This is a genomic window from Micromonospora sp. WMMD1155, assembly GCF_029581275.1.
In the GTDB taxonomy this organism is placed as follows: domain Bacteria; phylum Actinomycetota; class Actinomycetes; order Mycobacteriales; family Micromonosporaceae; genus Micromonospora.
In genome coordinates this window covers 3,800,734-3,813,742 of record NZ_CP120742.1, presented here as the reverse complement: position 1 = coordinate 3,813,742, position 13,009 = coordinate 3,800,734, and the positions used below count along the sequence as shown (strand labels likewise).

Here is a 13,009-nt window from a genome sequence, read left to right as displayed (position 1 = left end):
GCACTGCGATCAAGCTGGAACCGTCCTGGAAGTTGGCTGAAAGTCACTCGCCGACGTCGTCGACCTGTGGCAGCAGCGGAAGCCGGACCCGGAAGGTCGCCCCGCCACCGGGCGTCTCGGCCACCTCGACCGAGCCGTGGTGGGCGGCGACCAGCGCCGCCACGATGGCCAGGCCGAGGCCGGTGCCGGTGTTGCCGTCGGCCCGCCGGGTCCGTGCCGCGTCGGCCCGGTAGAACCGTTCGAAGACCCGTTCGGCCTGCTCCGGGGAGAGCCCCGGGCCGGTGTCGGCGACCTCCACCACGGCCAGGCCCCCCGGTTCGCTGTGCAACCGCACGCGGATCTCGGCGTCGGCGGGGGTGTGGGTCAACGCGTTGGTGACCAGATTGCCGATCACCTGTCGCAGCCGCGCGTCGTCGGCGGAGACCACGAGCGGGCCCGCATCCGGTGCGATCTCCAGCTCGATGCGTCGATCCGGGGCGATCGCCCGCGCGGCCTGCACCGCGTCGGAGGCGAGCACCGGCAGCTCCACCGGAGTCAGCGACAGCGGCCGCTCCCGGTCCAGCCGGGCGAGCAGCAGCAGGTCCTCCACCAGCAGCCCCATCCGGGCCGCCTCGTCCTCGATGCGGCGCAGCAGACCGGCGGTCTGCTCCGGTGCGCGGGCCGCGCCCTGCCGGTACAGCTCGGCGAAACCGCGGATGGTGGTCAACGGGGTCCGCAACTCGTGCGAGGCGTCGGCGACGAACTGCCGCATCCGCTCCTCCGAGCGCCGGGCCCGCGCCTCGGACGCCTGAGCGGAGGCCGCCGCGTCCCGGGCGGCGCTCTCCGCCCACCGCGCCGCGCTCTCCGAGGCGGCGCGGGCGGTGAACGCCACCTCGATCTGGGTGAGCATCGCGTTCAGCGCGCGGGAGAGCCTCCCCAACTCCGAGGTGGGATGCTCCTGCCCCTGCTCCGGGTCGGGCACCCGGCGGCTCAGGTCACCGCCGGCGATGGCGGCGGCGGTGCGTTCGATCTCCACGAGTGGTTTGAGGCTGGTCCGGACGATCGCCGCGCCGACCGAGGCCAGCATGATCAGCACCGCGCCGCCGACCAGCAGATCGATCCAGGCGAGTCGTTTGACGGCCTGGTCGACGTCGGTCAGGTGCTGGCCGATCGCGGCCACCTGGCCGTTCTGCAACTCGGTGTAGAGCATCCGCCAGCGCACCGAGCTGTCCCGGGCCCGGACGGTGCGTGGGACGCCACCCTGGGCCGTCTCCTGCTCTTCGAAGCCGGCCGCGTCGCTCGGCCACCGCGGCAGGTCGTCCATCCGGAAACGGGACGTGTCGTAGACGGGCACCTGCACCTGGCCGGTCCTCGGGTCGGTCAGTACGACCACGTAGTCGCTGGGCAGCGAGACGGAGTTCGTCGTCGACGGCGTGATGGACTGGATGCCCTTGGCGGAGCTCTTCAGCTCCCAGTCGATCTGGTCGACCAGGTAGTTGTGCAGGAAGTACGCGGTCGAGACGCTGATCACCAGCAGCGCCACGGCGACCAGTGCCAGCACCGAGGTGACCAGCTTGATCCGCAGTGGAACGCCGCGCACCCGTCCCTTCGCCTGCTGGACCGCGTTCACGCCGCCGGCTTGCGCAGGACGTACCCGACTCCACGGAGGGTGTGGATCAGCCGGGGCTGGGTGGTGTCCACCTTGCGCCGCAGGTACGAGATGTAGGACTCGACGATGTTGTCGTCGCCCCGGAAGTCGTAGTTCCAGACGTGGTCGAGGATCTGCGCCTTAGACAGCACCCGGTTGGCGTTGAGCATCAGGTACCGCAGCAGCTTGAACTCGGTCGGCGAGAGCTGCACCCGCTGACCGGCACGGTGCACCTCGTGGGTCTCCTCGTCCAACTCCAGGTCGGCGAAGGTGAGCCGGGAGGGCGCCTGCTCGCCGGTCGTGGTGCGGCGCAGCACGGCGCGGATCCGGGCGGTCAGCTCCTCCAGGCTGAACGGCTTCGTGACGTAGTCGTCGCCGCCCAGGGTGAGCCCACGGATCTTGTCGTCGGTGGCGTCCCGAGCGGTCAGGAAGACCACCGGGGTACGCGTGCCGCCCTCGCGGAGCATCCGGATGACCTCGAAGCCGTCCAGGTCCGGGAGCATCACGTCGAGCACCACCAGGTCGGGCCGGTGGTCCTTGGCGGCGTTGAGCGCCGCGCTCCCACTCGTCGCGGTGGCCACGTCGAAGCCCGCGAACCGCAGGCTCGCGGAGAGCAGTTCGAGGATGTTGGGGTCGTCCTCGACCACGAGGAGTCGCGCCTCGGTCTGGGTAGCGGGCATGGGCCCATCATCGGTGACACGACTGCGTCGGCGCTGGACGGTTCCTGCAAAAAACCTGTGAGTCGCGGCCGACCGGTTCTCCGGCTCAGCGCAGCAGGCGGCGCAGCCCGTCCAGGGCCCCGTCGAGCAGCCGGATGGCGGTGCGAAGCTGCGTCTCGCTGAACCGTCGGGCGCGCACGAGTCGACCCACCTCGGCGGTGAACTCGGCCAACCGCTTGTCGAACTCGTCGAGCAGCGCGGTGTGCGGCCCGGCGGGCGACGCCGGCCCGGGCGGGGGCGCAGGCGTCTCCCACCGGGTACGCCGGGTCTGCCGGGTGGCCTCGCTCAGCTCCCGCTTGAGGTCGCGCACCGACCCGCGTACCTCGCTGCGGATCTCGCCGGCCAGGCTGGACAGGTCGGCCACCGAGGCGGCGATGTCGGCCTCCAGCTCGGTCAACTCGCCGGCCCGTTGGCGCAGCTCGGCACGACCGGCGTCGGTGATGTCGTACGTCTTGCGACCACCGGCCGCGGTGTGGCTGACCAGGCCCTCGGCCTCCAGCCGTTGCAGGCGGGGGTAGATGGTGCCGGCGCTGGGCGCGTAGAGCCCGAGGAACCGGTCCTCCAGCAGGCGGATCAGCTCGTAGCCGTGCTTCGGGCCGTCGTCGAGGAGCTTGAGCAGGTAGAGCCGGAGCCGTCCGTGGCTGAACACGGCGGTCACGGCAGCTCCTCGGAATCGTCGTCGACGGCTCGGGCGAGCAGGGCGATGCTCCCCGAGGTCGCGGAAGCCCAGAGCTTACCGTCGCCCGCGCCGAGCACTCCCTCGCTGCTGCGCAGCGGAAACGTCGAGGTGCGGACCTGCGGAAAGCCACTGGTGATCCGGCCCGACGCGGTCTGCAGTTGGACGGCGAGGTCGCTGTCCTCGCGGACCCGGACGGTGATGCCGCCCGAGATGGTGGTCAGTCGGATCTCGCTGCGTCGGGGGTTGTCCAGGTCGCAGGTGATCGCACCGGAGACCGTCTGCGCCCGCACCCGGTCGGCGGCGCTGTCGGCGAGGATCACCTCACCGGAGACCGTCTCGACCGAGAGGTCGCCCCGGACGCCGAGCGCCTCCACCGGCCCCGACGTGATCGTCGCGGAGGTGTTGCCCCGCAGGCCCATCAGGGTGATCTGGCCGGAGACGACGTGCACCGACGTCTGCCGGCGCAGGCCGGAGGCGACCAGCGCGCCCGCGACCAGGCCCAGGTCGGCGAGGACATCGGCGGGCACGGCGACGGAGACGTCCACCCGTGGGTACCGGTGGATCATCCGAAACCACCGCAGGACGTCCGACCAGCTCCGGCCGCGCTCCTGGCGGATGCCGAGCCGGCCGTCGGAGTGGTCGATCACCACCGGCCGGCGACCGACCTGGGTGACGTCGATCCGGGTCGGACCGTCGGTGGCGACCACGTTGAGCCGTCCGCTCACCAGCCGGACGTCCAGCCGGGTGACCGGACCGTCAATGGTGAGCCGCTGCGGGCTCTCGACCGTCCAGCCGGCCATGGTGTCCCCCTCTCGCCGACGCGCGCCGACGCGCGCTCCACCAGGAGACACTAACGCGATACATCGCGACATGACAAGATAGGTCGCGAGCCGCCTGCCCACCGCGCCGCACTGCCCACCGCGCCGCATCCGCGCGCAAAATCCGTGCGCAAGACCCCCGCGCAAGATCCGCGCGCAAGATCCGCGCGCAAGATCCGCGCGCAAGATCCGCGCAACTTCCCGGATGTTGCTGCCTCAGACGTGCGGGAGGCAGCAACATCCCCGATGTTGCGCGGATCTTGGTCGGTGATCCTGCGGCGAGGGCGGGGCGGCGGGCGGCGGGCAGCGGGCCGGGGGCGGCGGGCGGGGCGGCGGGCGACGGGCCGGGCGCGACGGGCGGGGCGGCGGGCGACGGGCCGGGCGCGACGGGCGGGGCGGCGGGCGACGGGCCGGGGGCGACGGGCGGGGCGGGGGGCGACGGGCCGGGGGCGACGGGCCGGGGGCGACGGGCGGGGCGGGGGGCGACGGGCCGGGGGCGACGGGCCGGGGGCGACGGGCGGGGCGGGGGGCGACGGGCCGGGGGCGACGGGCCGGGGGCGACGGGCGGGGCGGGGGGCGACGGGCCGGGGGCGACGGGCGGGGCGGCGGGCAGGGCGGCGGGCAGGGCGGCGGGCGGCTTTAGGCAGCCAGGTCCAGCTCGCGACCTGCGACGGGCGTCGGAGCGGGGACCGCCGGGGTGGGGGTGGAAACCGCACGCAGCCGGGTCCGCGCACCCGGCGCGTGCGTCAGGTGTACGGCCGACTCGGCGGCGCGGGCCAGCAACCGCCGGTCGGCGTCCCGGGCCGGGTGCAGCGCGGCGGCGATCGTCACCGAGACCACGATCTCCCGCGCCGTCACCACCCGGGCCACCGACCGCAGCAGGGTGTCCGCGCCGAGGAAGGCGGTCGCCGTGGTGGCCGAGCCGGTGGCGGCACAGCGGTAGGCGAGCCGCAACGGCACCACCGGGCTGCCCGCGTCGATGGCCGCCTGGAACGACGCGGGCCGGAAACCACCGCCGGGGCGGCAGTCGTCGGCACCGTCACCCGCACACCAGGTCGTACCCTCCGGGAAGACGGTCACCGACCGGCCGGCACGCAACGCGTCCGCGATCCGACCGACGGTGGCCGGCAGCGCCATCGGCCGGGACCGGTCCACGAAGACGGTGCCCGCCGCCGCTGCCAGTAGACCGACCACCGGCCAGGAGCGGATCTCCCGCTTCGCGACCATGCGGGTGGGCGCCACCGCCAGCACCGCGAGGATGTCCAGCCACGAGACATGGTTGGCGACCAGCAGCGCCCGCCGTCGCGGCAGCCGACCCCGGATCACCAGCCGGACGCCGAAGGCGCGGATGGTGGCCCGGGCCCAGCCGCGTACCGCCGCCTGCCGTTCCCGGCTCGGCAGCACCGGCAGCAGCACCACCAGGCCGATCCCGGCCACCAGCATGCCGAGCGCCGCCACCGACCGCAGCACCCGACGGGCCATCGGCACCGTGGGTACCTCGCCGGCCGCCGGCAGGCAGTCGTCGTCGCAGCCCGAGGCGGGCCGCCACAGGTCGTGCGCCACGGTGGTCACCGCTGCTCCCCGCCCAGGAAGTGCCGCAGGTATCGCGGGTTCATCCGGTCCAGCGAGAAGAGCACGTAGAAGTCCGCGCACCGGAAGTCGCTGTCGTACGCCGGTTCGCCGCAGATCCACGCGCCGAGCCGGAGGTACCCCCGCAGCAGCGGCGGCACCACGACGCGCCCGGCCGGCTCGGCGGCGGTCACCGGCGCGGCGGCGGCCGACTCGGCGAACCAGGGGCGCAGCGGGCGGACTCGCAGCGGCGGCGGCGACAGGTGCCGGGTCTGCGCCTGGGCCCAGACCTCGGCGACCGTCCGCCCACCGTCGTCCACCGGCACCGAGGCGCAGCCGCCGAGCCAGCGGGAACCGCGCAGGTGCAGGTAGCGGGTGAGGCCCGCCCACATCAGGTTGATCACCGCACCGGAGCGGTGGTCCGGATGTACACAGGACCGGCCCGTCTCCACCAGGTCGTCGCGGAGGGAGTCGAGCGCGGTGAGGTCGAACTCGTCCTCGGCGTACCGCCGGTCGGTGCGGCCGGGGGGAAGCAGCCGGTAGGTGCCGACCACCGCGCCGGTGCTGTCCTCGCGGACGATCAGATGGTCGCAGTACGCGTCGAAGGGGTCCACGTCCAACCCGGCCTGGCCGGGACGGAGGGTGGCGCCGAGTTCGGTGGCGAACACCTCGTGGCGCAGGCGTTGCGCGGCCGCGACCTGGGTGGGGTCGTCGGCGATCAGCAGGGTGTATCCGCTGGTCTTCAGGGGTGTGCCAGCGGCATGCAGAACGGCCATGGAATCTGTGTAGGTGCCCGGGTTGCCATCCACGGGGACCACCGGTGTCGATCGGATGAACGCCGGCAGGCGAGACCGCGAGCAGCGCCGGCTTCCGGGCGTGCGAGGCTGCCGGGACGGCCGGCGGGGACGCCGGTACGCCACACGGAGGTCGACGATGCGCATCGAGTCCCGCTACAACGGGCCCACCGGTTCCGGCAACGGCGGATGGAGCGCGGGGGTGTTCGCCGCCGCGGCGGGCGGCACCGGACCGGTCGAGGTGACGCTACGCCGGCCACCACCACTGGAGACCGAGCTGAGCCTTGTCGACGGCGAGGTCCGGGATCCGGCCGGGAACCTGGTGGCGGAGGTACGCCCGACCGGGGCCGTCGACGCCGTCGTACCCCCGGTCGACCTGGAGACCGCGGTGGCCGCCGCGACCCGCTACCCCGGGCTGGTCGAGCATCCGTTCCCCGGCTGTTACGTCTGCGGGCCGCAGCGCCCGGACGGGCTGCGGATCTTCCCCGGTCGGCTGCCGGACGGTCGGACCGCCGCGCCGTTCCGGGCCCCCGAGCAGGTCGGCGAGGCCACGGTCTGGGCGGCGTTGGACTGCCCCGGCGGGTGGACGGTGCTCGCGCCGGGCCGCCCGTACCTGCTGGGCCGGATCGCCGCCGTGGTCGCGGCGCTGCCGGCTCCGGGCGACGAGTGCGTGGTGACCGGGGCGCTGCTCGGCGTGGACGGGCGCAAGGCGCTCGTGCACACCAGCCTGTACGGCCCGGACGGCGCGCTGCTGGGCGCGGCACGGGCGACCTGGATCGCCCGCTGATCCTGGTCGTCAACCGCAGGGATGACCCGCCTCCACCCTGAGACGGATCAGGACATACGGACCGCGCCTGATTGACCTTGTTGCATTGGGCCGTCACGCTGTGCCACGGCGTACCTCAGCGCCACGCACGGGAGGAGAACGATGACTGACGGGCAGAGAAGCCCCACCAGCGACGGTCAGATCGTGGTGTCCGGTCTGACGAAGCAGTACAAGAACGTCCGGGCGGTGAACAACCTGTCCTTCACCGTGGCGCCGGGGCGGGTGACCGGCTTCCTCGGCCCGAACGGCGCTGGTAAGACCACCACGCTGCGCATGTTGCTGAACCTGGTCACGCCGACCGCCGGCACGGCCACCATCAGCGGCAGCCGGTACGCCGACCTCGCCGACCCGCTGCGGCACGTCGGCGCGATCCTGGAGGCGTCCAGCGCGCACAAGGGCCGCACCGGCATCAACCACCTGCGGGTGATCTGCGCGGCGGCCGGACTGCCCAAGCAGCGGGCCGCCGAGGTGCTGGAACTGGTCGGGTTGACCCCGGCGGCGAAGCGCAAGTTCAAGGGTTACTCGCTGGGCATGAAGCAGCGGCTCGGTATCGCCGCGGCGATGCTCGGCGACCCCCGGGTGCTGATCCTGGACGAGCCGGCCAACGGGCTCGACCCGGAGGGCATCCGGTGGATGCGCGGGTTCCTCAAGAACCTCGCCCACGAGGGCCGTACGGTGCTGGTCTCCAGCCACCTGCTGTCCGAGATGCAGTTGCTCGCCGACGACGTGGTGATCATCGCCGCCGGCCAGTTGATCCGGCAGGGTCCGGTCGACCAGGTGCTCGGGTCGATGGCGCAGGGCGCGCAGGTCCGGGTGCGTACGCCGCAGGCCGAGGCGCTGACCACCGCGCTCAAGGCGCAGTCGGCGACGGTGAACGTCGACGAACAGGGCGTGCTGCTGGTCTCCGGGGTGGACGCGCCGACCATCGGCCGCGCCGCCCTCGCCGCCGGCGTGGAGCTGCACGAACTGACCACCGAACGGCCCGATCTGGAACGGGTCTTCCTGGAGCTGACGGCCGGAAAGGCGGGCATCCGATGAACCTGGTCCGATCCGAGCTGCTCAAGATCCGTACGACCAACACCTGGTGGATCTTCGCGCTGATCAGCCTGCCGCTCTGGGCGCTCACCCTGCTGATCAACTGGCTGCAGGCCGACACCCTGACCAACGGCAACCTCAGCGACGTACCGGCCGACCAGGCCGACACCCTGGCGGTGGCGGCTAGCGCGGACGCGCTCTCCTCGAACCTCTTCACCACCGGGCAGTTCTTCGGCCTGCTGATCGTGATGCTGCTCGGCATCATCGTGGTGACCAGCGAATTCTTCCACCAGACGGTGACCACCACGTTCCTCACCAACCCGCACCGCACCGCCGTGATGACCGCCAAACTGGTCGCGGCGGGCGTGCTGGCGCTGCTGTTCTGGCTGGTGACCACCGCGCTCAACCTGGTCGCCGGTTCGGCGGTGCTGAACGCGGTCGGGCTCGACTCGCAACTGGGCAACGACGCGGCGTGGCGGGCGATCGGGTTGAACCTGCTCGCGTACCTGCTCTGGGCGGTGTTCGGCGTCGGCATCGGCGTGCTGCTGCGCAGCCAGATCGGTGCCACGGTGACCGGCATCCTGCTCTACCTGGGCGGCTCGATCGGCGCCATCTTCGTGATCGCCATCCTGGCCGAGCGGTGGGGTGACTGGATCAACAACCTCCAGTTGCTGGTGCCGTCGCTGGCCTCGTCGCTGATGGTCACCGGGGCGGACATCCCGGGCAACCCGCCGCGCTGGGCCGGCGCGGCCGTGCTGATCGGGTACGCGGTGGTGACCGGCGTGGTCGGCACCCTGCTGATGCGTCGACGCGACATCTCCTGACCGGTACCGGGGTGGCGACGGCCGAGCCGCCACCCCGGTACGGTCCGCCTTAGCAGTCGCCGACCGAGCACGCAGCGGTTGGTGAACTTCTGGCATCTTCTGTGAAACCGGCCACGGGACCGAGGCGGAAATGCCTGCGGGATCGGTACGGCGTAGCCTGGGAACCGTCCAGTCCGCGCTCCTAATCGGGCGCGAGGGACACACCGCGTGCCACACAAACCCGCGTGAAAGAGGCGATTACCGGCCGTGTCGACCCAGCAGACTTCGCAGGAGAACCCACTAGCGGGTTTCGGCCCGAATGAGTGGATCGTCGAGGAGATGTACCAGCGCTACCTCGCCGACCCAACGAGCGTCGATTCGGCCTGGCACGACTTCTTCGCCGACTACCGGCCGGCGCCCGGAGCGGCCACCCCACGGGGGGCCGAGTCGTCGGACAAGCCGGCCGCCGCTCCCGAGCCGGACGGCCAGCCGGAGGCCGCCGCCAAGGTCAGCCAGCCGAGCGCCCCCGCGAAGACGGCGAGCACGCCGGCCGACGCGAAGCCGGCCACCACCCAGTCGGCGCCGGCCAAGCCCGCCGCCGCTGCTCCGGCCGCGCCCAAGGCCGCGCCGGAGAAGGCCAAGCCGGCCGCCAAGGCCGCCGCGCCGACCGCGGACGGTCCGCAGACCACGCCGCTGCGCGGCGTCGCCGCGAAGATCGTCCAGAACATGGACGCCTCGCTGAGCGTGCCCACCGCGACAAGCGTCCGCGCGGTCCCGGCGAAGCTGCTGGTCGACAACCGCATCGTGATCAACAACCACCTCGCCCGGGGGCGTGGTGGCAAGGTCAGCTTCACCCACCTGGTGGGGTACGCGATGGTCCGGGCGCTGGTCGCGCACCCGGAGATGAACAACTCCTTCGCCGAGGCCAACGGCAAGCCGGCGGTGGTCCGCCCGACGCACGTCAACCTCGGCATCGCGATCGACCTGGCCAAGCCGGACGGCAGCCGCAACCTGGTGGTCCCCTCCATCAAGGGCTGCGAGCAGATGGACTTCCGGCAGTTCTGGCAGGCGTACGAGGACGTGGTCCGGCGGGCGCGGCGCAACGAGCTGACCATGGAGGACTACTCCGGCACCACGATCTCGCTGACCAACCCGGGCGGCATCGGCACCGTGCACTCGATGCCGCGGCTCATGCAGGGGCAGAGCGCGATCATCGGCGTCGGCGCGATGGAGTACCCGGCGCCCTACCAGGGCATGTCCGAGGCCACCCTGGCCGAGCTGGCCGTCAGCAAGATCATCACGCTGACCAGCACGTACGACCACCGGATCATCCAGGGCGCGCAGTCCGGCGAGTTCCTCAAGGTCATGCACGAGCTGATCCTGGGCGAGCACGGCTTCTACGACCAGATCTTCACCGCGCTGCGCATCCCGTACGAGCCGGTGCGCTGGATGCGTGACGTGGCGGTCAGCTCCGAGGGCCAGATCAACAAGACCGCCCGGGTGCACGAGCTGATCCACGCGTACCGGGTGCGCGGCCACCTGATGGCCGACACCGACCCGCTGGAATTCAAGATCCGCAAGCACCCGGACCTGGACGTTCTCCAGCACGGCCTCACCCTATGGGACCTGGACCGGGAGTTCCCGGTCAACGGCTTCGCCGGCCGGCAGCGGATGAAGCTGCGCGAGATCCTGGGCGTGCTGCGCGACTCGTACTGCCGCCGGGTCGGCATCGAGTACATGCACATCCAGGACCCGGAGGAGCGGCGCTGGGTCCAGGAGCGCATCGAGCGCAAGTACGAGAAGCCGTCCGCCGACGAGCAGAAGCACGTGCTCAACCGGCTCAACGCCGCCGAGGCGTTCGAGACCTTCCTGCAGACCAAGTACGTGGGCCAGAAGCGGTTCTCGCTGGAGGGCGGCGAGTCGCTGATCCCGCTGCTCGGTGAGGTCCTGGAGTCCTCCGCGGAGAGCGGCCTGGACGAGGTCGTGATCGGCATGGCCCACCGGGGTCGGCTCAACGTGCTGGCCAACATCGTCGGCAAGCCGTACGAGAAGATCTTCTCGGAGTTCGAGGGCCACCTGGACCCGCGCTCCACGCAGGGCTCCGGCGACGTGAAGTACCACCTGGGTCAGAACGGCAAGTTCACCACCCCCGACGGCGAGCACGCGGTCAAGGTGTCGGTGGTGGCCAACCCGTCGCACCTGGAGGCCGTCGACCCGGTGCTGGAGGGCATCGTCCGGGCCAAGCAGGACCGGATCGACCTCAAGCTGGAGGGCTACACCGTGCTGCCGCTGGCGGTGCACGGCGACGCCGCGTTCGCCGGTCAGGGCGTGGTGGCCGAGACCCTCAACCTGTCGCAGCTGCGCGGTTACCGCACCGGCGGCACCGTGCACGTGGTGGTCAACAACCAGGTCGGCTTCACCACCGCCCCGGAGTACAGCCGGTCCAGCCTCTACAGCACCGACGTGGCCCGGATGATCCAGGCGCCGATCTTCCACGTCAACGGCGACGACCCCGAGGCCGTGGTCCGGGTCGCCCGGCTGGCGTTCGAATACCGGCAGACGTTCAACAAGGACGTCGTGATCGACATGGTCTGCTACCGCCGGCGCGGGCACAACGAGGGCGACGACCCGTCGATGTCCAACCCCCAGATGTACAAGATCATTGACTCGAAGCGTTCGGTCCGCAAGCTCTACACCGAGGAGCTGATCGGTCGGGGCGACATCACCGTGGAGGACGCGGAGGAGCTGCTGCGCGACTACCAGGCGCAGCTGGAGAAGGTCTTCAAGGCCACCCGGGACGCCGCCTCCGCACCGCGCCAGCTCAACCGCCCGCGCCGCGAGGAGGAGCCGGAGCCGCAGGTCGACACCGCGACCGACGCGTCCGTGATCAAGGCCATCGGCGAGGCGCACATCAACCTGCCGGAGGGCTTCACCCCGCACAAGCGGATCCAGCAGCTGCTCGACCGGCGGGCCAAGATGTCCACCGAGGGCAACATCGACTGGGGCTACGGCGAGATCATCGCGTTCGGGGCACTGCTGCACGACGGGGTCACCGTCCGGCTCGCCGGTCAGGACTCGCGGCGCGGCACGTTCGTCCAGCGGCACGCCTCGGTCGTCGACTCCCGCACCGGGGACGACTACCTGCCGCTCAAGTCGCTCACCGGCGACGGCGAGCGCTCCCGGTTCTTCGTGCACGACTCGCTGCTCAGCGAGTACGCGGCGATGGGCTTCGAGTACGGCTACTCGGTGGAGAACATCAACGCCCTCGTCGCCTGGGAGGCCCAGTTCGGCGACTTCGTCAACGGCGCCCAGTCGGTGATCGACGAGTTCATCTCTTCGGGTGAGGTGAAGTGGGGCCAGCGCTCCGCCGTCACCCTGCTGCTCCCGCACGGCCACGAGGGCCAGGGCCCGGACCACACCTCCGGCCGGCCGGAGCGGTTCCTGCAGATGTGCGCCGAGGACAACATGCGGGTGGCCATCCCGACCACCCCGGCGAACTACTTCCACCTGCTGCGCCGCCAGGCCCTGTCGCCCAAGCGCAAGCCGCTGGTGGTGTTCACGCCGAAGTCGCTGCTGCGGCACAAGCTCTGCGTCTCCTCGGTGGAGGACTTCACCACCGGCACCTTCCAGCCGGTGCTGCGCGACACGGCAGCCCCGGCGCCGGAGGCGGTGAAGCGGGTGCTGCTCTGCTCGGGCAAGGTCTACTACGACCTGTTCCAGGCCCGGCAGGAGCGCGGCGTCACCGACACGGCGATCCTCCGGATCGAGCAGCTGTACCCGCTGCCGGTGGAGGAGATCCGGGCCGCCCTGGCGCAGTACCCGAACGCGGAGGACTTCGCCTGGGTGCAGGAGGAGCCGGCCAACCAGGGTGCCTGGTCGTTCGTCGCGCTCAACCTGCTGGAGCATTTGACCGACGTACGCCTGCGGCGGATCTCCCGCCCGGCCGCGGCCGCCCCGGCGGTCGGGTCGGCCAAGACCCACGATGTCGAGCAGACCGCGCTGATCGAGGCGGCTCTCCCCCGCCCGTGACCTGACCCGTACCGCGCGAGCCGGGGCAGGGCCGTTCCCCACGGTCCTGCCCCGGCTCGCGTCGGTCCACCCGCCCGGCCACGCGCCGGGCCGAGCACGAGGACGAACCC

The 13,009-nt window shown here is 71.8% G+C and carries 10 protein-coding genes; 4 read left to right on the top strand and 6 right to left on the bottom strand.

The genetic code is table 11. The features are described 5' to 3' along the window. Nucleotides 1-43: 43 nt before the first annotated feature. From O7617_RS17500 to O7617_RS17475, 6 genes are all read right to left on the bottom strand, one after another. A complete protein-coding gene (locus tag O7617_RS17500; protein WP_282256853.1) occupies nucleotides 44-1,609 on the bottom strand; it encodes a HAMP domain-containing sensor histidine kinase in 1,566 nt (521 codons plus the stop codon). Then, nucleotides 1,606-2,307 (bottom strand): response regulator transcription factor, encoded by a 702-nt coding sequence (locus tag O7617_RS17495; RefSeq protein ID WP_030336721.1) that lies wholly within the window; start codon nucleotides 2,305-2,307, stop codon nucleotides 1,606-1,608. Before O7617_RS17495 ends, O7617_RS17500 begins: the two co-directional genes overlap by 4 nt. A gap of 85 nt (nucleotides 2,308-2,392) precedes the next feature. Beyond that, nucleotides 2,393-3,004, bottom strand: coding sequence for a PadR family transcriptional regulator (locus O7617_RS17490; RefSeq protein WP_282256852.1), 612 nt, complete (start codon nucleotides 3,002-3,004; stop codon nucleotides 2,393-2,395). Further along, on the bottom strand, nucleotides 3,001-3,825 hold the full coding sequence (locus O7617_RS17485; protein WP_282256851.1) for a DUF4097 family beta strand repeat-containing protein: 825 nt from the start codon (nucleotides 3,823-3,825) through the stop codon (nucleotides 3,001-3,003). The genes O7617_RS17490 and O7617_RS17485 overlap by 4 nt, the downstream gene beginning before the upstream one ends. Before the next feature lie 657 nt (nucleotides 3,826-4,482). Further along, complete coding sequence (locus tag O7617_RS17480; RefSeq protein WP_282256850.1) at nucleotides 4,483-5,415, bottom strand: lysophospholipid acyltransferase family protein; 933 nt, start codon at nucleotides 5,413-5,415, stop codon at nucleotides 4,483-4,485. Beyond that, a complete protein-coding gene (locus tag O7617_RS17475; protein ID WP_282256849.1) occupies nucleotides 5,412-6,188 on the bottom strand; it encodes a GNAT family N-acyltransferase in 777 nt (258 codons plus the stop codon). Before O7617_RS17475 ends, O7617_RS17480 begins: the two co-directional genes overlap by 4 nt. 157 nt (nucleotides 6,189-6,345) lie before the next feature. Here O7617_RS17475 and O7617_RS17470 point away from each other — a divergent pair, with 157 nt between their 5' ends. The 4 genes from O7617_RS17470 to O7617_RS17455 all read left to right on the top strand — a co-directional run bounded on the left by O7617_RS17470 (nucleotide 6,346) and on the right by O7617_RS17455 (nucleotide 12,899). Further along, a complete protein-coding gene (locus tag O7617_RS17470) occupies nucleotides 6,346-6,993 on the top strand; it encodes a hypothetical protein (RefSeq protein WP_282256848.1) in 648 nt (215 codons plus the stop codon). 141 nt (nucleotides 6,994-7,134) lie between these two features. After that, nucleotides 7,135-8,070: an ABC transporter ATP-binding protein gene (locus O7617_RS17465; RefSeq protein WP_145779139.1), complete on the top strand. Its 936-nt coding sequence runs from the start codon at nucleotides 7,135-7,137 to the stop codon at nucleotides 8,068-8,070. Beyond that, entirely contained in the window at nucleotides 8,067-8,891 is an 825-nt protein-coding gene (locus O7617_RS17460) for an ABC transporter permease subunit (protein WP_282256847.1), read from the top strand. Before O7617_RS17465 ends, O7617_RS17460 begins: the two co-directional genes overlap by 4 nt. A 246-nt stretch (nucleotides 8,892-9,137) precedes the next feature. Beyond that, nucleotides 9,138-12,899, top strand: a complete 3,762-nt coding sequence (locus tag O7617_RS17455) for a multifunctional oxoglutarate decarboxylase/oxoglutarate dehydrogenase thiamine pyrophosphate-binding subunit/dihydrolipoyllysine-residue succinyltransferase subunit (RefSeq protein ID WP_282256846.1) — start codon at nucleotides 9,138-9,140, stop codon at nucleotides 12,897-12,899. The last annotated feature ends 110 nt before the right edge of the window (nucleotides 12,900-13,009 follow it).

What these genes read in the sequence shown, in the direction of transcription:
- O7617_RS17475 (WP_282256849.1), bottom strand. Translation starts at nt 6,188, where the DNA reads ATGGCCGTTCTGCATGCCGCTGGCACACCCCTGAAGACCAGCGGATAC.
- O7617_RS17495 (WP_030336721.1), bottom strand. Translation starts at nt 2,307, where the DNA reads ATGCCCGCTACCCAGACCGAGGCGCGACTCCTCGTGGTCGAGGACGAC.
- O7617_RS17465 (WP_145779139.1), top strand. Translation starts at nt 7,135, where the DNA reads ATGACTGACGGGCAGAGAAGCCCCACCAGCGACGGTCAGATCGTGGTG.
- O7617_RS17470 (WP_282256848.1), top strand. Translation starts at nt 6,346, where the DNA reads ATGCGCATCGAGTCCCGCTACAACGGGCCCACCGGTTCCGGCAACGGC.
- O7617_RS17485 (WP_282256851.1), bottom strand. Translation starts at nt 3,825, where the DNA reads ATGGCCGGCTGGACGGTCGAGAGCCCGCAGCGGCTCACCATTGACGGT.
- O7617_RS17460 (WP_282256847.1), top strand. Translation starts at nt 8,067, where the DNA reads ATGAACCTGGTCCGATCCGAGCTGCTCAAGATCCGTACGACCAACACC.